Annotated in this window: 10 protein-coding genes; 4 read left to right on the top strand and 6 right to left on the bottom strand. The window is 71.7% G+C overall.

All coding sequences use genetic code 11. The annotated features are described in order from the left end of the window. Window positions 1-46 precede the first annotated feature (46 nt). Entirely contained in the window at window positions 47-6,610 is a 6,564-nt protein-coding gene (locus ACH4D3_RS02335; RefSeq protein ID WP_398315462.1) for an RHS repeat domain-containing protein, read from the bottom strand. Window positions 6,611-6,749: 139 nt separating this feature from the next. Continuing rightward, on the bottom strand, window positions 6,750-10,538 hold the full coding sequence (locus ACH4D3_RS02330; RefSeq protein ID WP_398315460.1) for a LamG-like jellyroll fold domain-containing protein: 3,789 nt from the start codon (window positions 10,536-10,538) through the stop codon (window positions 6,750-6,752). Between the two features lie 239 nt (window positions 10,539-10,777). Here ACH4D3_RS02330 and ACH4D3_RS02325 point away from each other — a divergent pair, with 239 nt between their 5' ends. The 3 genes from ACH4D3_RS02325 to ACH4D3_RS02315 are packed head-to-tail and all read left to right on the top strand — an operon-like array spanning window position 10,778 to window position 12,548. Continuing rightward, window positions 10,778-11,377, top strand: coding sequence for a histidine phosphatase family protein (locus ACH4D3_RS02325; protein WP_398315458.1), 600 nt, complete (start codon window positions 10,778-10,780; stop codon window positions 11,375-11,377). Between the two features lie 46 nt (window positions 11,378-11,423). Beyond that, window positions 11,424-12,071 (top strand): hypothetical protein, encoded by a 648-nt coding sequence (locus ACH4D3_RS02320; protein ID WP_398315456.1) that lies wholly within the window; start codon window positions 11,424-11,426, stop codon window positions 12,069-12,071. 54 nt (window positions 12,072-12,125) lie between these two features. Next, a complete protein-coding gene (locus ACH4D3_RS02315; RefSeq protein WP_398315454.1) occupies window positions 12,126-12,548 on the top strand; it encodes an acyl-CoA thioesterase in 423 nt (140 codons plus the stop codon). Between the two features lie 16 nt (window positions 12,549-12,564). Here ACH4D3_RS02315 and ACH4D3_RS02310 read toward each other — a convergent pair whose 3' ends face one another. Beyond that, window positions 12,565-12,966 carry a winged helix-turn-helix transcriptional regulator gene (locus ACH4D3_RS02310; protein WP_398315452.1) on the bottom strand — a complete coding sequence of 134 codons (402 nt, stop codon included), beginning with the start codon at window positions 12,964-12,966 and terminating at the stop codon, window positions 12,565-12,567. Between the two features lie 98 nt (window positions 12,967-13,064). Here ACH4D3_RS02310 and ACH4D3_RS02305 point away from each other — a divergent pair, with 98 nt between their 5' ends. Continuing rightward, a complete protein-coding gene (locus ACH4D3_RS02305; RefSeq protein ID WP_398315450.1) occupies window positions 13,065-14,501 on the top strand; it encodes an MFS transporter in 1,437 nt (478 codons plus the stop codon). 92 nt (window positions 14,502-14,593) lie between these two features. On the opposite strand, the gene ACH4D3_RS02300 is transcribed toward ACH4D3_RS02305, so the two are convergent. The 3 genes from ACH4D3_RS02300 to ACH4D3_RS02290 all read right to left on the bottom strand — a co-directional run bounded on the left by ACH4D3_RS02300 (window position 14,594) and on the right by ACH4D3_RS02290 (window position 19,149). Then, the gene (locus ACH4D3_RS02300; RefSeq protein WP_398315448.1) at window positions 14,594-15,982 is read right to left on the bottom strand and encodes a nucleobase:cation symporter-2 family protein; all 1,389 of its coding nucleotides are present in this window, start codon (window positions 15,980-15,982) and stop codon (window positions 14,594-14,596) included. Between the two features lie 290 nt (window positions 15,983-16,272). Beyond that, the gene (locus ACH4D3_RS02295) at window positions 16,273-17,661 is read right to left on the bottom strand and encodes an 8-oxoguanine deaminase (protein WP_398315446.1); all 1,389 of its coding nucleotides are present in this window, start codon (window positions 17,659-17,661) and stop codon (window positions 16,273-16,275) included. A 72-nt stretch (window positions 17,662-17,733) separates the two neighbouring features. After that, on the bottom strand, window positions 17,734-19,149 hold the full coding sequence (locus ACH4D3_RS02290) for a nucleobase:cation symporter-2 family protein (protein ID WP_398315444.1): 1,416 nt from the start codon (window positions 19,147-19,149) through the stop codon (window positions 17,734-17,736). Window positions 19,150-19,202 lie beyond the last annotated feature (53 nt).

The following is a 19,202-nucleotide window of genomic DNA, read 5'->3' as shown; positions in this document are numbered from 1 at the left end:
GCGGGCCGCCCCGGACCACCGGGTGTCTGTCACGGTCGCGGCGGTGCTACTCCAGCCACTCCGAGTAGTTCACGCACTCGTTGATGGGCCACTTCTCCTCCCAGGAGAAGTCCTCCCGGACCGCCGCCCCGAAGGTGTCCTCGAACGCGGGGTTCCACGAGCGGGGAATGACGTGGGTCGCGGACCGCCAGTCGGAGCCGTTCCACGCGGTGAACTTGAGCGTGACCGAACCCTCCTTCTTGTTGATCGAGCTGATCCGGGCCTTGCCGCTGTACGTACCCAGGAAGGCGTCGGCCTGGTTGCCGGTGCCCACGGCGCCGTTGGTCAGCACACCGGCGATGTCCTTGGCCGCACCGCGCAGCGAGTTGAACTTGTACCAGGGGCTGCCGGGCTCGGGACCCTCGTCCACGTACTGGAACCCGACCTCCTTGGCGTAGGCCCCCTTCGTGCCCTTGCGGGCCTGACCGACCATCTTCGACCGCAGGCCGGAGATGGTCTCGTCCTGCGCCAGGATGGACGTGAAGGCGTCGCCGCCGCGGAAGTCCTGGTGCTCGCGCAGCGGGTAGCCGCCGCCCCAGAGCCAGCCGAAGAACAGGGAGCGTGAGGTCTCCCAGCGGTTGGCGGCCTTGGGGTCGCTGACGATGCCCCAGTCGGGCATCGACGCCAGCATCTCCTCCAGGCTCTGGGAGGGCGGGTTGAAGGGCAGGTCCCACGACTTGGTGATGAAGTTGTAGGTCGCCCCCGGCGTCCACTGCTTGGTCAGCGGCTGGGTCCAGCCACCGGACGAGGTGGGCGCCGTGCCGCCCCAGCCACCGCCGCCGCCCGAGCCGCCGCCGAGCGAGCCGACGGCCGTGATCGCTGCGCCGACCGCGCCGATCACCGCGCCCACGACACCCCCGATGATCGCCCCGATGGCGCCGAGGAGGCCGCCGAGACCGTCGCTGGTGCCGCTCGGGTCGGAGTTGGTGACCGGGCTGTTGCTGGCGTAGGCGTAGCCGTTGAGGGTGTTGGGCTTGTCCGGTTCGAGCAGCGGGTCGACGCTCAAGAACCGCCCGGTGTCCGGGTCGTACTGGCGGGCGCCGAGCTGGGTGAGGCCGGTCGTGGCGTCGGCCGGCTTGCCGAGGAAGCCCTTGTCGTCGGGCCAGGCACCGGAGGCCGTGCCGCGCGGGGCGCCGAACGGCGTGGACCAGCGCTTGGCGAAGGCCAGCGTGTCGGCGTTGATCGCCAGCCCCGAGGTGCCGTGGTGGTCACCGGCGACGAAGGTGAGCTTCGTGCCGCTGACGCCCGCGGTGGAGGTGCGGACGGCGATGACGGACGAGCCCGCCTTGTAGGTGCGGGCCCCGGAGAGCGCCTTGGCCGCGCCGTTGCCGCTCACCTTGAGGTGGACCTCGGTGGTGCCCAGGTACAGGACGGTCTCTCCGTCCGTGGTGGTGGGGCGGCGGATGAGCAGGTCGCCGCCGGCGTCGTACACGTAGGCCGTGCCGGTGGCCGCCTTGCCGCCCGCGGCGGGCTCGCTCGCGGTGGCGAGCCTGCCCTCGGAGTTCCAGTCCAGGGTCTGGGTGGCCTGGACGCCGGGCCGGGTCTCGGTGTTGCCGGTCTCGTCGTAGGTGTACGACGCCGTCTTGGCGCCGGTCACCGTGGAGGACAGGGCGTGCGGCCCGTCCTCGCCCGTGCCGTACTCGTACTCCGTCGTGACGTCGCCCGACGCGCCGTGCTCGGTCTGCCGTGAGCGCAGCCCGGACTCGTTGTACTGGTAGCTGGTCCAGTACGGCGCCGCCCCGCCGAGGTTGGCGACGGTGCGGCCGGCCGCGGAGCAGTCGGCGGACTTGGGTGTCCAGGCCTCGCTCAGTCGGCGGTGGCCGTCGTAGGTGAAGCACTGGTGGTCCGCCTTGCCGGTGCCGCCCAGGGTGGTGGCGTCGGAGACGGAGGTGACGTTGCCGGCGTCGTCCTGCTGGTACTTCAGCTCCTGGAGCATGAAACCGTGGACGTCGTCGGTGACGTACGACCGGGTGAGGCGGCGGGTGCCGGCCTCGTAGTCATTGTTGAGATAGACCTTCTTCGCTCCGGCCGGGTCGGTGGCCAGCGTCATCTGGCGCAGATCGCCGAGGGGCGAGTACGCCGTCTGCTGGAGGTAGCCGGTGGTGCCCTTGGCGGTCAGCACCTGGCCGAGCTCGTCGTAGGTGTAGGACACGGTCTCGGCGGACAGGCCGGCCACCGCGGGCGCGGCCGCCTGCTTGACGGTGCCGTCGAGGTTGTAGCCCGTGGAGAAGGCCAGCTTGGCGGGCACGCCGGCCGCGACCAGCGGGTCGTTCCCCGGGAGGGTCAGTTCGTTGTTGGTGACCTTGTACAGGGGGTCGTAGCGGGTGACCTTCTGGACGTAGGCCCTGCCGGTCGCGCCGCCCTCGTAGCGCACGGCCGTGTCCTGCTGGCCCTTGGCGAGGGTGTCGAAGGTCCAGGCCGCCAGCTTGCCGGCGTCGGTCTTCGCCGACTGCCACATGCCCGTCTTGCGGCCCAGCACGTCGTACTCGAAGAGCAGTGCCTTGCCGCGGCCGTCGGTGGACTTCACCGCCTGGTCGAGCTCGTTGTGCTGGGTGAGCGTCGTGCCCTTGTCGGGGTCGGTGACGGACACCTGGCGGCCGAAGAGGTCGTAGGTGTACGTCCACGCGGACCGGTCGTGCGCGGTGATCGACTCCTGCCGGTCGGCGGCGTCGAAGGTGTATCGCGTGGTCAGGTAGTCCGTGCCGGCCGGGCGGGGGCCCGCGTAGTCACGGCGCTCGACGGTCCGTCCGAGCGCGTCGGTGACCACCGCGTTGGCCGAGCCGCCCTCCGGGGCACCGGTGAGGACCAGGTCGCCCCGGTAGGCGGTGTCGACGGTCCATTCGGTGACGCCGTAGCTCTTGGTGACCGCCCTGGTGACGCGGCCCATGCCGTCGTACACGCTGTCGGTCTGCCGGGGTGCCTGGCCGCCGTCGATCTGCACGATCTTGCCGGACGGGGCCGCGGAGTCGTCCCAGATGTCCGACTGCGCGGTCACCGGCAGGCCACGGCCGTCGTAGAGGGTCTGCGCGATGATCCGGCCGCCCTGGGCCGAGGGCGCCTGCACCTGCCGGGTGCGCAGCAGCGAGTCGTAGATCTCGTAGGTGGTGTGGTAGCCGGAGCCGTCGCCGTTCAGGGTGGCGCTGGAGACCCACGGCAGCGACGTGGACTTCACGCTGTAGCCGTAGACGTAGTTGGCGGTCTTGCCGAGCGCGCGGGAGCGGTTCGGCAGCCACACGGCGGTGACGCGGCCCAGACTGTCGTAGCTGCTCTCCGTCACCTTCCCGTTGGCGTCGGTGACCTTCAGGTCCGCGCCCAGCGCGAAGTCCTTGACCGTGGTGGTCCGGTGTCCCTTGGCGTTGACGACCGCGGTGGAGATCAGCGGACCGGCCGCGGGCGGCTGGTACTCGGTCTTGGAGGTGATGACGTTGTTGGTGTTCTTCACCTGGACCGGGCGGCCCAGCGTGTCGAAGTCGGTGACGGCCGTCATCTGCCACAGCGGCTGGTCGTCAGCGCCGTAGCCCTTGGCGCGTCCGGACCAGCGCGCGTCGCCCCTGGTGGGCTTCTGCGTGGCGGACCAGGTGGTCGTGTCGTAGGCGGTGGCCTTGTCGGAGACGACGTCGCCGGGGCGCGTGGCGTCCGCCGGCAGGTCCAGGGCGGAGTCGGTGACCGAGCAGGCCCGGCCCACGATCCGGGTCCGGGAGACCAGCGCGGTCAGTCCCGCGGCGTCGTTGCGGGCGTACCAGGTGCGGGTGCACTTCTCGTCCCCCGTGACGGAGTCGTCACCGAGGTCCTCGACCGATACGGGCATGCCGTAGTCGTCGTAGCTCGTCCTGGTGGTGCGCACCCGGTCGTAGGGGTTGAGTCGGCTGGTGATGCGGGTGCGGGCGTGCGAGGCGCCCACGCGCACGTAGTACGCCTCGGTGTCGGCGTACGACTTGTGCTGGGTCGCCGTCCGCTTGGACCAGGGGTCGTTGACGGTGCCGGAGACCTCCTTGTCGCCGTCGTAGGCGACGCTCTCGCGCTGGAAGCCGGCCAGTTGGTCGGAGTCGGTGACGGCGACGGCGGTGACGCCGGAGACCTCCACCTTCCTGCGCCGGTCCGGGTCGGGGGTCTTGCCGTCGCTGCCGAGGACGCGGTCTCCGTCCATGCCGCGCAGGTACACGGTGACGGTCTTGGCCCGGGTGCCGTCGGACGGCCCGGTGTAGTGGGTGACCTTGCCGTAGCCGCGCCACTGGGACCAGGTGCGTTCCTTGGCGGGGGTCAGCGGGTCGTCGTTGTAGTGCCAGGCTCCGCCGCCGGAGTACTCGTAGGTGTGCTGCACGGCCTCGGAGCCGCCCAGCGGGTCGGTGGTGCGCACCGAGCTGACGGGGTACTTCTGGAACCAGTCGAGGATCGGCTCCTCCTGGCCGTAGGGCGACCAGTACACCGGGAAGCAGCGACCGGTGTTCTCGTCCACCTCGGGCATGGTCTGCCCGGCCACGCAGTCCGCGGGCAGGTAGTCGACGACGGTCTGCGCGCCGGTCTCGGAGACGACGGTCTTCAGCCGGGGCCGCTCGAAGGACAGGATGTCGTCGCTGGGTCCGTCCACCCGGTTCGGCAGGAAGACGTGGGAGAACTTCACCGCGTCCAGGGAGAGGTCGGTCCCCCGCTTGCCGGTGTGCTTGATCTCGTCCAGCCACAGCGACTGGTCGGTGGAGTCACCGGTGTCGCCCGGGTCGAGGTAGAGGTGCTTGAGGGCCCAGGTGTCGACCGGCGAGAAGGCCGGGGTGGCCGCCGCGGCGTCCCACGCGTAGGTGCTGACCGAGGTCAGCATCTTGCGGGTGAAGAACGACGGGCTGTCCAGGTACGGGCACTTGTCGCCGTCCTTGCAGATCCGGTCGAACGGCACGTCGGGCCAGTTGTCCCGGGTGTCCTCGGTGAGCGCGTCGCAGCCGGTACCGGAGGCCAGGCAGCGCTCGGCGTGACCGAACACGATCTTGTGCGAGGCTTCCGGGGTGCCGGAGAAGAGGGCACCGGCCCGCTGTCCGTAGCGGATCTCCTTCAGGTAGCCGCCGCGGATGTACGACGTTCCGGTGTTGTCGTCGCCGAGCTTGTCGTAGTTGTTGGTGTCGTCCTCGTACCAGTAGGTCGTGGCGTTGCCGTGGGTGTCCTCGGCGTAGTCGAGGTTCCACCGCCACGCCTGCTTCTTGTCGCGCGAGGTGAAGCCGGTTCCGTCGGCGTAACCAGGCTCGCCCTCGTCGTCGCCGAAGACCGGCACGGTCCACACCGACTTGGTGCGGACGTCGGCGGCGGCGCCGTCGAGCTTGTTCAGGCCGAACACGAAGCGGGTGCCGTCGCCCGTGGTGACGGTCCAGTACTCGCCGTTGTCGTCGCCGTTGTCCGCGCCGGTGGAGTGGGTGACCTTGGAGGCGTCGTCGTTCTTCAGCCGCCACTGGCCGGTGGTGTCGTCCTTGACCAGCTCGGTGGCCTTGCCGTTGAGGACGAGGGAGGCGTTGTCGTACTTCCAGCACAGGTCGTGCCGGTCCTTGTGCCCGTCGTCGGTGCACGAGCCGTACTTGCGCTCGATGAAGGACGAGGTGATGTCGAAGCCCTCGCCGACCTCGGTGCCCTGGTTGTTGCTGGTGGAGGTGCGGCCGTCGACGCTGCCGGAGTCGTAGGAGATCTCCAGCTTCGGGGCCTCGCCGGCGGCCGGCTCGGGCGCCTTCAGCGGGTAGGACCAGGTGAACGAGCCGGAGCTGCCGCCTGCCTCCCAGGTCGACGACGGCGACAGCGGGGTCGCCTTGTAGTCGCCGTCGGCGGAGGCGGTGCCGGCCGCCAGGGCGAGGGTCATGGTCTGCCCGGAGGTCGCCTTCGGGGCGAAGGCGAGGTCGGCGGTGAGCCGTTCGTCGCCGCGCGCGTTGGTGAACCTCACCGGCGTCGCGGGCGGGCAGGCTGCGGCACCGGTGGTGCAGTCGGGCAGGCGCAGCACCTGGAGGCGGCCGGCCCAGTCGCCGCCGTAGGCGGCGGCGAACGCCGAGTAGTCGATGCCGAGGCGGGCCGCGCCGCCGTCGGTGGGGCCGGTGACCTTCAGGACGACGCCCTTGACGCCGAGGCCGCGGGAGGCGCCCTGGTCCAGCACGTCGACCTTGACGCTGTGGGCGCGCTTGGTCTTCTTCGCCGCCGGCGGGGCGAGGGTGACGGGCAGCCGGCCGGGGGCGGCCTCGGCGGTCGCGGCCCCGGACGCGGTCAGGCGGGCCGAGCCGTGGGTGGGCCAACTGGTGTCGCGGGACTGGTCCTTGACAGCACGGCCGGCGGCTCTCTGGTCGGCGCGTGCGGCGTCGCGGACGACGGCCGCGGTCCGGGCGTTCTGCTTCGCCTCGAACGGCGCCACCTGCTGGGCGCTCGGCGCGGACAACTCGGGCCTGCCGAGCGGGTCCACGTCGTCGGCGGTGGCGGCGGGGGCGAGCAGGCCGGACAGCAGGGTGATGCCGACGAGCGCGCTGACGCGGCGCAGCCAGGGACGTGCCGCCCGGCGCCGGTGGGGGCCGGGTCCGGTCCCCGCGCGGGGGACCCCCAGGGGTTGGTGTCTCATGGGATTCCTTGTCCGAGAAGGAAACGTCGAAGGGGCCCGGCGCCGAAGGCGGGCGCCGGTCCGCGACGGACGGAGCGAGCCGGTCCGGGGGCGCGGGTGACCGCGCCCCCGGACCGGCTCAGGAAGGGAAGGGCGCCGTTCAGACGCCGCCGAGGACCTGCGATCGGACCTGGTCGGCGCTCATCGCGCCGGTCCACACGCGCAGTTCCTCCAGGGCGCCGGGCAGGTGGTGCCCGGTGGTGCCGCCCTGGCTGCCGCGGCCCACGGTCAGGGCCCCGGTGCCGTACTGGGGGGTGGTGAAGCCGGACTCGGTCTCCGACGGCTGGTCGAACTCGCCGACGTAGAGGTGGAGTCTGCCGTAGCGGGTCTCCGTCTTCGCCGGGTCGGCCGGGTCCGTCCACTCCCAGGATTCCTGGGCGTCGAAGACGCCGGTGACCTGCACCCAGGTGTCGGTCTCGGCGATGTCGCCGCCCGGCGCCTCGGCGGACCGGGTCGCCTTGCCGTCGGCGCCGACGGCGGTGCGGGTGAACTTCCACTGGTAGATGCCGTCGGCGGGCTTCACCGCCCACAGTGCCCAGGAGGACTCACCGGCACTCGCCTGCTGCCCGGCGACCAGGGCCTGGTACCCGACGGGCTTCGAGGCGAGCTCGGCGGAGTTCAGCTGGACACGGGCGGAGACCGTGAAGGAACCGGTCTCGTCGACGACCGGGCCGGTGGCGGAGGCGTAGCCCGCGGTGCCGTCCAGGACGAGGGCGTTGTTCTCCTCGTCCAGCACCGCCCCGGTGGCCGACAGCGTCAGGCTCGGCGCGGGGTAGGCGGAGAGCTCCTTGACCGTGGTGCCGGTGGACGAGGCGGCGTCCCACTGCGCGACGAGTTCGTTGGCCGGCACGCCCTCCTCAAGGAGCTGCGCCTGCTGGGCGATCTCGTCCGGGGTCAGCACGCGCTGCCAGGCGTTCACCTCGTCCAGGCGGCCGCGGAAGTGCTCGCCCCAGACGCCGCCGACCAGGGAGCGGCCGATCTGCAGACCTCCGGAGGAGACCCACGGCTGGTAGGCGGTCGACACGGTGCCGAGTACCACGGGCTTGCCCTGCGGGCGTCCGTTGACGAACAGCTGGACGGTGTCGTTCGCCTTGTCGGTGTCGTTCTTCGTGTCGAACACGGCGGCCAGGTGCGTCCACACCTTCAGCGGCGGGCTGGTGGCGTCACCGAGCGACCGAAGGTAGACCGGATTGTCCTTGACGTCACCGGCGGTCCGGTTGAAGACCCACTTCTTGTACGAGGCCGAGTAGTACAGCGTGAACGCCGAACCGTAGGTGCCGGGGGCCGCCATCACCACCCGGTTCTGGGAGGTGTCGGTCAGATAGGCCCACGCCGAGACGGTGAAGGAGTCCCTCGTGTTCACGGCCGGGGCCGCGGTCGCGGCGTAGCCCGCCCGCAGCGTCGTGTCCGACCCGTCGTTGAGCCACAGCGAGTTGTCGGCGTCGCCGCGCCGGGCCAGCGTGGACCAGCCGGCGCCCGCGGTGTAGAGGGTGGCGTCGTGCCGGGTGCCCTCGGCGGCGGTGTCCTTTGCGGTCGTCACGCCCGATCCGGGCAGGGCGTCGTCGAAGTGCCAGGTGCCCGTGGCGCCGGCCGCGGGGGCGACCTTGAAGCTGAACTCCGCCGGTGCGCCCCAGCGGCTGCGGACGTCCTTGGCCTCCACGGAGAGCACCTGTGTGCCCGACAGCGACGGTGTCACGTCGGAGACCGTGACGGACTTGCCGGTGACCGCCTCGGCCTCCTTGGCCGAGGTGGTCAGCAGCCGCCAGCGGTAGCCGGTGATGTCGGAGTCGGCGGCGTTGGGCTTGAAGGTGAAGGAACCGGCCACACCGGGACCGCCCTTGCCCTCGCACAGATCGGCGGTGCACTGGGTGTACGGCGAGACCGCGGTGATCACCGGGGCCTTGGGCGCCGTCGAGTCGATCTTGAAGTAGCACCATGAGGAGTAGGAGGAGAACAGGTCGCCGGACTTGCCGCTGTACGACCAGTGGGACTGGGTGCGCGAGCGCATCCGGTACAGACCGCCGTCCGCCCGGCTGGAGGTGCGCATCTTCTCCAGTGTCTCGTCGGGGTCCCAGCCGGAGGAGGGCCGGTAACCGGACCACACCTGGTGCCAGGCCGCGTCGTCACCGCGCTCGACGACGAACTCGGACTGGAGCGAGCCCTCCTCGTCGCCCAGGTGGTGCTCGACCTGGGTCTGCACACGGGACTGCACCATGGGGTCGACACGGGTGACGATCAGCGGGTCGGAGGAGGAGGTCCGGCAGTAGGCGGTGGTGCCGTCGCCGGGAATGACGCCGACGCTGGTGGGCACGCCGGGCTTGAAGGCGTAGGTCACCTTGAGTTCGGCGTTGTCGTCGAACCGCTTCCACGCCTCGGGGTCGGACTCGTCCTTGGCCCGCAGCATCAGCGTGAGCCGGCTGATCTTGCCGTCGGCGAACTTGCGCACCGTGGAGGCGAGGTTCTCATCGGTCTCGTCCGGGTTGTCGTTGAACTCGATCCACTGGTCGGGCTGGCCCGGGCTGCACTGGCTGCCGCGTCCGGCCGAGACGTACCGGTCGCCCATCTGGTCCAGCTGTGTCGGGCCGGGCCACCGGGTGCCCTCCGAGATGTTGTTGGTGCGTTCCAGGTCCACCCACTTGGCCGAGCAGCTGAACGACCACGTCTCGTAGGCGCGGAAGGTGGCGTCGAGGACGTACTTGCCGGCGAGCTTGGACGGGGAGAACTCGAAGTACATGCGGTTCGTGTAGTTGCTGCCGCAGTAGTACGGGCCCGACACGCTGCACCGGCCGACGCCGTAGTCGCCGTTGAACTGCCAGAACTTGTCGCCGTCGGACGACAGCACGGTGCGCTCGGACACGCCGAGGCCGACCGAGGGGTCGATGTAGACGGGGTAGACGGTGTCCGTGCCGCGCAGCAGGCCGAGGTCCGGCTCGACGGTGACGCTGTCGTCGTCGACCTGGACGGGCATGACGGCACTGGTGTCGCCGGCGCCGGGCTGGGTGCCTTCCTCGACCGGGTCGGGGACCTCGCCGCCGGTGTCGGCGGCGGTGGTGAGCTGGGTTCGCACGCCGTCGGTGCCCGGACGAACGTCCTGGCCGGCGGAGTCCCACATCTGGCCGGCCGGGCCCTTGAAGACGGTGTTGCCGTCGGTGTCGACGGCGCGCACCCCGCCCCCGGCTCCCGGCATCAGCCGCAGGTCGGTGGTGGAGGCGGTCAGCTCGATCCGCTCCAGGGCCGGATCGGCCGCGGCCCGGGGGGTCTTGACGACCAGGACCTCGCGGTATCCCTCGGCACTGGCGGTCAGCTCCAGGTCGACGCCGTCGAGCACCTCGGGGTAGACGGCCTTGGCGCCCTCCAGCCGGGGCTCGGGCAGCCGGCCGGGCCAGTCGAGGTGCAGGCTGCCCTCGTCGTTGGCCAGGCGGATCAGGCCCGACCCGTCGCCGCCGCCGGAGAAGGACAGGTCGACGACGGCGGCCCGGGGGCCGACGCTGCCGTCCGGCCTGCGCTCCAGCGTGGCGTCCACGGCACGCCAGGTGCCGTCGTCGCCCTTGGCCCGCTGCGGGACCGCGGACTGCACGAGGGTGAAGCTGCCGTCCGGGTTGGCCGTGGTGGTGGTGTACTCGGTGCGCTCACCGGTGACTTCCACCTGCTCGCCGGTGGCCGCGGCACGCCGGGCGGCGGTGGCGTGGTCGACCATCGCGTCCGAGGAGGCCGAGGTCGCCGCCGCCGGGGCCGCGGGAGCCGCGACGGCCGGCACGGTGAGCGCCGACAGGGAGGCCACCAGGGCCACCGAGGTGACTGCGGCTGTCAGTCCTGTTGGACCGGTGATGCGTCTGTGCCGGTTGCCCCCGGCCGGGTTGTACCAGCGCACTTGTGCGCCCTCCCCCATGAATTCTCATGCAATCTTCACAATGCCCGCGTCAGTCAATAGCGTTCCCCCGCCCACGGCAAGCGTGTTCATGATCACAAATGATCAACTCGTATGTCATATGGACAAAATGACGCCGCATGACACAAAGAACGGCCGTTGACCTGCCCAGGGACGTGCGCAGGGGGCCGAGTCGGTTCCGTGCGGCCCCCTGCGCATGTGGCACCGTGCTCACGAGCACGGCGGAAAGGTGGAGGCCCATGGGTGATCTTTTTCTGGTTCGGCACGGTGAGACCGAGTGGTCGCGTTCGGGCCGGCACACCGGGCTGACGGACGTCCCGCTGACCGAGAAGGGGCGGGAGCAGGCGCGGAGTCTGGTGCCGCTGATCCGGTCGCACCGGATCGGGGCGGCCCTCGTCAGCCCCTTCCAGCGGGCCCGGGAGACGGCCGAGTTGATCGGGCTGCACGACGTGCGGATCGAGCCGGACCTGCACGAGTGGGACTACGGCGGCTACGAGGGGATCACGACCGTCGAGATCCACCGGAGCAGGCCGGACTGGTTCCTGTTCACGGACGGGGTCGCGCCCGGACCGCCGGACCACCCCGGGGAGACGCCCGAGGAGGTGGGTGAGCGGGCCGACCGGGTGCTGGCCACGGTGGAGGCCGCGTTCGCCAACACCGAGGGGTGCGTGGTGCTGGTGGCGCACGGACACTTCCTGCGCGTGCTGACCGCCCGGCACCTGGGCCTTCCGCCCTCGCAGGGGGCGCTGTTCCAGCTGGGCACGGGGACGCTGTGCCGGCTGGGGACGGAGCACGGGCGGCCGGTGATCGCCGCCTGGAATGTCAGACCCCCGTCGTAGTCTCGAAGGCGTCACCGGTGAGCCGACGAGAGAAGGGGAGCGCGCCGTGGCCCTGTCTCCCACCGCCGCGCAGCGGCGGATCATCGACGCCGCCGAGCCCGCCACCGGTCGATTGCGGGGGACGCCGACGCAGCTCGCGGCGCTGGTGAAGCGGGGGCTCGCCTTCCGGCATCCGCGCCCGCCGCACGACCACTTCCTGACCCCGGCGGGGCACCGGATACGGGAGGCGGTGGAGGCGCCGGAAGGGCCGAAGGCTCCGGAGCCCGCCGGAGCCCCGGCCGCCGAGGGTGTGTTCGCCGCGCGGGTCGGCGGGGAGGAGGCCGCCCCGGGCGACGCGGGGCCCGCGCGGCTGCGCGAGGTGCGCGGCGCCTGGCAGGGGCTGCTGGAACTGCGGCGGATGACGCATCCCGACGGGAGCACCGACCGGCCGTGCGCGTGGGAGCGGTCGCATCTCGTGCGGGCCGCGGCGCTCGCCCTGGAGGCGGCCGGGCAGCGTCCGGCCGGTCCGGACGGCGAGGACGGGTACCGGGTGCGGGCGACGCCGCAGCCCGAGGCGGTCGCCGTGTACGAGGGCGACGGCGCCGCGCTGCGGGAGTGCGCGGCGACGCTGGAGCGGGCCGGCTGGCAGACCGGGGAGCACACCGAGCCGCGCACACGGGCCCGTTACCTGCTGGCCTCCCCGCGGAAGGTGTGACACCCGCATGTCAGGATCGGTCCGTCAGTATGTGTGCGAGGAGAGGCAGCAGCCGTGAACGAACCGTTCTCCGTGTCCGTGAGCGTCCGCGGGTACGAGACCGACACCCAGGGCCATCTGAACCAGTCGGTGTACCTGAACTACGCCGAGCACGCCCGCTGGTCGATGCTCCAGGCCGCCGGGATCCGGCAGGCGGACCTGGTCGCCCGCGGGGTCGGGCCGGTGGCCCTGGAGACGACCATCCGGTTCCAGCGGGAGCTGCTCGCCGGTGACGAGGTCACGGTGACCTGTGCGTTCGAGTGGGGCACGGGCAAGACCTTCCGGATCCGGCAGCTCATCACCAAGGCGGACGGCACGGTCGCCGCCGAGGTCGAGGGCGTCGGCGGGCTGATGGACCTGCGCGAGCGCCGGCTGGTGCCGGACCCGCGGCAGCGCTTCAAGGAGCTGGCGGCCCGGCCGGAGCTGTTCGGAATGTAGGCCGACGGGTGCCGCGTCAGGCCTCCGTCAGCTCGGGCCGGTGCTCGGTGTCGTAGGCCGCGCGGGCCTCGGCGATGTACAGGCGGTTGCGCTCGGCCCAGTCCGTCAGCTGTTGCAGCGAGGCGTGCAGTTCACGGGCCACGGGCGTCAGGGCGTACTCCACCTTCGGCGGCACCGTCGGGTGGACGGTGCGGGTCACCAGGCCGTCGCGCTCCAGGTTGCGCAGGGTCAGGGTCAGCATGCGGCGGCTGATGCCCTCGATGCCGCGCTCCAGTTCGGTGAAACGGAGCGGGCCGTGCGCCGCGGCGACCAGGATCTGCACGCTCCACTTCCCCGCGACCCTGTCAAGAACTTCCCGGACCGGGCACGCGTGCGCGTTCACCACCTGGGAGGTAACACGGGTGTTCCGCTGTGACATCGGACTGCCTCCTTATGCCGGTCTCCAGCGTTACCCACGATGGTCCCCGTTACAAGTCGTGCCCCAAGGGGGCGCGGAGAAACGGAGGGCACGTCACCATGACGATCACGACCGAGTCACCGGCCGCGGCACGCGGGCGGAGGTACTCCCGCTGGACGTCGCTCGTCGTCCTGTGCGCCGGGGCGCTGATGACGATCCTGGACGGCAACATCGTCACGGTGGCCATGCCCGCCGTCCAGCGCGACCTCGGCTTCACGGGTCCGGGCCTCGCGTGGGTCGTGAACGCGTACCTGATCCCGTTCGGCGGGCTGCTGCTGCTCGCGGGCCGGCTCGGCGACCTGGTGGGCCGCAAGCGGATGTTCACCGCCGGTCTCGCGCTGTTCACGGCGGCCTCCGTGCTGTGCGGGGTGGCCACCGGGCGGGAGGTGCTGGTCGCGGCCCGTGCCGTCCAGGGGGTCGGCGGCGCGATGACCATGGCCGTGGTGCTCGGCATGGTGGTCGCGCTCTTCCCCGAGCCGCGTGAACGGGCCCGCGCCATCGCGGTGTTCAGCGCGGTCGGCGCGGCGGGCGGGGCGCTCGGCACCTTCCTGGGCGGGGCGCTGACCGAGGCACTGAGCTGGCACTGGATCTTCCTGATCAACCTGCCGATCGGGGCGGCCGCCTGGGCGGCGGCGGTCCGGGTCCTCGCCCCCGACGAGGCCGCGGGCCCCGGTCGCGGTGTGGACTACCCCGGGGCGGCCCTGGTCACGGGCGCGCTGATGCTGACGGTGTACACGATCACCGGTGCCGGTGGGCTGGGCGCCCTCACCACAGTGCTCCTCTCCCTGGCCGCGCTCGCCCTGTTCGTCGCGTTCGCGGTGCGGCAGGCGCGGGCCGCCCGCCCGTTGCTGCGGCTGCGGCTGCTGCGCTCGCGGCTGCTGACGGGGGCGAACGCCGTGCAGGTGCTGATGGTGGCGACGATGTACGGCTTCCAGTTCATCGGCGCGCAGTACCTCCAGCGGGTGCTGGGCTACGGCGAGTTGGCGACGGGGACGGCGTTCCTGCCGGCGCCGGTCCTGATCGGTGTGCTGATGCTGGGGCTCTCGGCCCGCACGATCGGCCGGTTCGGGGCATACCGGGTGCTGCTGGCCGGGCTGGTGCTGATCGTGGCCGGTATGGCGCTGCTGAGCCGCGCACCGGTGGACGGCGGCTACCTCACGGACGTGCTCCCGCCGATGCTGCTCCTGGCCGTGGGCTTCGCCGCCGCGATGCCCGCGCTGACCGGGCTGGCGATGTCGGGGGCCCGCGAGGAGGACGCGGGGCTGGCGTCCGGTCTGTTCAACACCACGCAGGTGGTGGGCGGTTCGCTGGGGCTGGCGGCGTTGTCGGCGCTCGCGGCGGCCCGCACCGACGGTCTGCTCGGCCGGGGCACGGCGACCGTGCCGGCCACGGCCGAGGGCTACCAACTGGCGTTCCGAGTGGCGGCGGTGGTCGCCACGGCCGCCCTGGTCCTGGCGGCGGTCGTGCTGCGGCGCCGCGTGGAGACACGCGGCTGAGCCGCCCGGGACAGCTCGTCCCGGGCGGCACACCCACACACCGCGGGCCGCCCGGGACGCGTCCGACAGTCACACCGCACGGGAAGCCGGCGTCACTTCATCGCCGCCTGACGGGACGCCTCGGTGATCTCGTCGCCCGCCTCCATCGGGTGGGTGACTTCCTCCGCGTCCCGTTCCCGCCCGCCGATGTGGTTGAAGACCAGGTTGAGCAGGACTGCGGCCACGCAGCCGGTCGAGATGCCCGAGTCGAGGATGATCCGCGCGTTCTCCGGGAACGAGTGGTAGAACTCCGGCGCCGCGATCGGGATGATGCCGACGGCCAGGGAGACCGCCACGATCAGGACGTTGTTGTCCTTGTCCAGGCTCGCCCGGACCAGGGTCTGGATGCCGCTGGCCGCGACCGAGCCGAAGAGGACCACGCCGGCGCCGCCCAGGACCGGGCGCGGCACGACGGCGATGAGCGAGGCCGCCATCGGGCACAGGCCCATCAGGACCAGGAAGCCGCCGCCGACCGCGACGACGTACCGGCTGCGGATCTTCGTCATCGCGACCAGGCCGATGTTCTGGGCGAAGGCGCTGCACATGAAGCCGTTGAAGACCGGGCTCAGGGCGGAACCGAGGGTGTCGGCGCGCAGCCCGGCCGCGATGGTCTTCTCGTCGGCCGGGCGGTCCACGATCTCGCCGAGGGCGAGCATGTCGGCCGTGGACTCGGTCATCGAGACCACCATCACCACGCACATGGAGATGATCGCGGCGATCTGGAACTGCGGGGCGCCGAAGTGGAACGGCGTCGGGAAGCCGACGACGTCGGCGTCCGCGACCGGGCCGAAGTCCGTGACGCCGAACGGGATGGCGACGAGCGTGCCCGCGATCAGGCCGAGCAGCACCGCGATCTGCTTGACGAAGCCCCGGGTGAAGCGGCGCAGGAACAGAACGATGACGAGCGTGATCGCGGCGAGGCCGAGGTTGGTCGCCGAGCCGAAGTCGTCCGCGGTGGGGCTGGGTCCCTGGGCCCAGCCGAAGGCGACCGGCAGCAGGGATATGCCTATCAGGGTGATGACGGTGCCGGTGACGACCGGCGGGAAGAAGCGGATCGCCTTGCTGAAGAAGGGGGCGGCGACGAAGCCGAGGAGTCCGGCGACGATGACCGCGCCGAAGATGACCGGCAGCGCGTCGGACTTGTCGTCGGTGGAGGCGACGACCGCGGTCATGGGGGCGACACCGGCGAAGGTGACGCCGTTGACGAAGGGCAGCCGGGCGCCGATCTTCCAGATGCCCAGCGTCTGGAGGAAGGTGGCCAGGCCCGCGGTGAACAGGCAGGCGCCGGTGAGGAAGGTCAGCTCGGTGGCGCTCAGGCCGATGGCCGCGCCGACGATCAGGGGCGGGGCGACGACCCCGGCGTACATGGCGGCCACGTGTTGCAGGCCGGTCGTCGCCATCTTCAGTGGCGGGAGTTTCTCGTCAACAGGGTGGTCGGCCACGGCGGCGTTCCTCCGGTCGTTTACACGTCGGCTCTGACGCGGGTGTCAGGGAGGTGGAGCTAGTGGTGGTCGTGCGGGACCGGGACGGACCGTTCGGGGAGAACGGGCGACCGCTCCGGGGCGTGCGCGCAGGGGCGCACACCCCGGAGTAGGCCACCGTGGACCCCGCTCGGGTCCACGGTTACCGGCCGGGAGCCGTCCCTCCCGGCCGGAGATCAAGTGGTGTTCTGTTGTGCGGTCTTCTGCCTGCTGTGCGGTGTTCTGTTGTGCGGTGTTCGGCGGCGTCCGGCTCAGCCCTGCGCGGCGATCCGCGCCAGGCGCCGTGCCTCGTCCCGGGTGGAGCGGGCGACGGCGTCCTCGTCGGCCGTGAGCAGCCTGCCGTTCTCGACGATCTGACGGCCGTTCACGAACGACGCCGTGACCGGTGCGGGGGCGCCGAGGACCAGGGCGGTCACCGGGTCGGCGATGGAGGAGTGGGCGAGAGTGTCCATCCGCCACAGCACCAGGTCGGCGAGCTTGCCCGCCTCCAGGGAGCCGGTCTCGGCGGCCCGGCCGAGGACCTGTGCGCCGCCGTACGTGCCCAGGCGCAGCGCCTTGCGGGCGTTCAGCGCGGCCTCGCGGTGGGCGCCCAGGCGGTTGATCAGCAGGGCGCCCCGCAGTTCGGTGTGGAGTTCGCCGGACTCGTTGGAAGCGGTGCCGTCGACGCCGAGGCCGACCGGGACGCCGGCGGCGAGCAGGTCGGGGACCCGGGCGATGCCGGCGGCCAGACGGGCGTTGGAGGAGGGGCAGTGGGCGACGCCGGTGCCGGTGCGGGCGAAGGCGGCGATGTCGGAGTCGTTCATGTGGACGCAGTGCGCCATCCACACGTCGTCGCCGAGCCAGCCGGTGGACTCGAAGTAGTCGGTCGGGCCCATGCCGAACAGCTCGTGGCAGAACTTCTCCTCCTCGACGGTCTCCGAGCCGTGGGTGTGCAGCCGCACGCCGAGCCGGCGGGCCAGGTCGGCGCCCTGGCGCATCAGTTCGGTGGAGACGGAGAAGGGCGAGCAGGGCGCGACGGCGACCTGGGTCATCGCGTCGAAGGCGGGGTCGTGGTGCTCCCGGACGGTGGCCTCGGTGGCGGCGAGCGCGTCGTCCAGGCTCTCCACCGCGAAGTCCGGCGGCAGCCCGCCGTCGGACTCGCCGCGGTCCATGGAGCCGCGGGCGAGGGTGAAGCGGACGCCCATGTCGCGGGCGGCGCGGACGATCGCGCCGGACAGGTCGCCGGCGCCGCGCGGGTGGATGTAGTGGTGGTCGGCGGCGGTGGTGACGCCGCCGCGGGCCATCATCGCGAGCGAGCCCTGGGCCGCCGCGTGGGCCATCGGCTCGTCGATGCGCGCCCAGGTCGGGTACAGGGCGACCAGCCAGTCGAACAGGTTGTGGTCGGTGGCCAGGCCGCGGGTGAGCCACTGGTAGAAGTGGTGGTGGGTGTTGACCAGCCCGGGGGTGGCCAGGTGGCCGGTCGCGTCGATCCGGCGTACGACGTTGTCCAGGTCCTGGGGTGCCCCGCCCGCGCCGACGGACTCGATGCGGTTGCCGGCGAGCACGACGTGTCCGGAGGCGTACTCGGTGTCGCCCGCGTCCACGGTGGCGATCGCACAGTTCTCGATGACGGTGCGTTCGGTTGCCGATGCTGCTGCCATGCTGCTTCCTTGCCTTTCGGTGGGGCCCGTGGGCGGGGAGTCGAGTACCCGCGGGGAGGGCACGGCAGGACCCTAGGAGGATTTGAGTGCCGGAACCGGATGGCGGCTCCGGGTGCCGAGATGGTGGAAGAACAGGTTGAGGGCGACCGCGACGATCGCTCCGGCGCTGATGCCGGAGCCCAGTACGGTCTGGGCCCAGGCGGGGAACTCGGCGTAGAAGGTCGGCGCGGCGAGCGGGATGATGCCCGCGCCGAGCGCCACGGCGACCAGGATGATGTTGGAGCTGTCGTCGAGTCCGGCCTCGGACAGCGTACGGATGCCGCTGACCGCGATGGAGCCGAAGAGGACGATGCCCGCGCCGCCGAGCACCGGCATCGGCACCAGCGAGACGACCGCGCCGAGGACCGGGAAGGCGCCGAGGACGAGCAGGGTGGCACCGGCGACGGCGACGACGTAGCGGCTGCGCACCCGGGTGAGGGAGACGACGCCGACGTTCTGGGCGAAGGCGGAGGTGGGGAAGCCGCCGAAGACGGGGCCGACCAGGGTGGCGAGGCCGTCGGTGCGCAGGCCGCGGGTGATGACCCTGGCGTCGGCGCGGCGGTCGCAGATCTCGCCGAGGGCGAGCATGCCGGCGGACGACTCCGTCATCAGCACCAGCATGACGATGCACAGCGACAGGATGGCGGCGGGCTGGAACTCGGGGGCGCCGAAGGCGAAGGGCGTGGGCAGCGCGGCGACCGGCGCGGAGTCGAGGGCGCCGAAGTCGGCCATGCCGAACGGGATGGCGGCCAGGGTGCCGATCAACAGGCCGAACAGCAGGGCCACTTGCTTGACGAAGCCCTTGCCGAAGCGCTGGACGACGAGAATGACCGCGAGGGTGAAGGCGGCGAGCGCGAGGTTGCGCATCGAGCCGAAGTCGGCGGCGGTCTTGTCGCCGCCCTGGGCCCAGCCGACCGGGACCGGCATCAGCGTGACGCCGATGAGGGTGATGACGACGCCGGTGACCAGCGGCGGGAAGAAGCGCAGCAGTCGGCCGAAGAACGGTCCCACGGCGAGGCAGAAGACCCCGGCGACCATCACCGCGCCGTAGACGGCGGGGAGTTGGCTGCCCTTCGCGTTGGTCTCGACGATGGCGAGGATGGGCGCGATACCGGCCGAGGAGGCGGCGTTGACGAACGGCAGGCGGTTGCCGACGAAGCCCTTGACGCCGAGGGTCTGGAGCAGGGTGGCGACGCCCGCGATGAGCAGCGAGGCCGCGATCAGCCGGGTGCGGCCCTCGATGTCGAGGCCGCAGGCCTGGCCGATGATGAGCGGAGGAGTGACGACGCCCGCGTACATGGCGGCGATGTGCTGGAGCGCGGCGGGGACGAGCCGCGAGGGGTGGAGCTTCTCGTCGACCGGGTGCACGGACGTGACGGCGTCCTCGGTGTGCTCCGGTGGCGGGGTGGGACGTGAGCCTTTCGCCGGCTCCGTTGCAGGCTGTGCCATGGTGTTTCCTCCGGTGTGGCGCGCCACCGGCCCGAGTGGCCGGGCCGGTGGCG

The sequence above is a fragment of the Streptomyces sp. NPDC018026 genome (genome assembly GCF_044327745.1).
GTDB classification, from domain to species: domain Bacteria; phylum Actinomycetota; class Actinomycetes; order Streptomycetales; family Streptomycetaceae; genus Streptomyces; species Streptomyces rubrogriseus.
Note: the sequence above shows the minus strand (reverse complement) of the source record. Positions and strands in the feature narration are given on the sequence as shown.

Coding starts and splice junctions, on each gene's coding strand:
- ACH4D3_RS02330 (WP_398315460.1), bottom strand. CDS start 10,538: ATGGGGGAGGGCGCACAAGTGCGCTGGTACAACCCGGCCGGGGGCAAC.
- ACH4D3_RS02310 (WP_398315452.1), bottom strand. CDS start 12,966: ATGTCACAGCGGAACACCCGTGTTACCTCCCAGGTGGTGAACGCGCAC.
- ACH4D3_RS02295 (WP_398315446.1), bottom strand. CDS start 17,661: ATGGCAGCAGCATCGGCAACCGAACGCACCGTCATCGAGAACTGTGCG.
- ACH4D3_RS02335 (WP_398315462.1), bottom strand. CDS start 6,610: ATGAGACACCAACCCCTGGGGGTCCCCCGCGCGGGGACCGGACCCGGC.
- ACH4D3_RS02325 (WP_398315458.1), top strand. CDS start 10,778: ATGGGTGATCTTTTTCTGGTTCGGCACGGTGAGACCGAGTGGTCGCGT.
- ACH4D3_RS02305 (WP_398315450.1), top strand. CDS start 13,065: ATGACGATCACGACCGAGTCACCGGCCGCGGCACGCGGGCGGAGGTAC.
- ACH4D3_RS02290 (WP_398315444.1), bottom strand. CDS start 19,149: ATGGCACAGCCTGCAACGGAGCCGGCGAAAGGCTCACGTCCCACCCCG.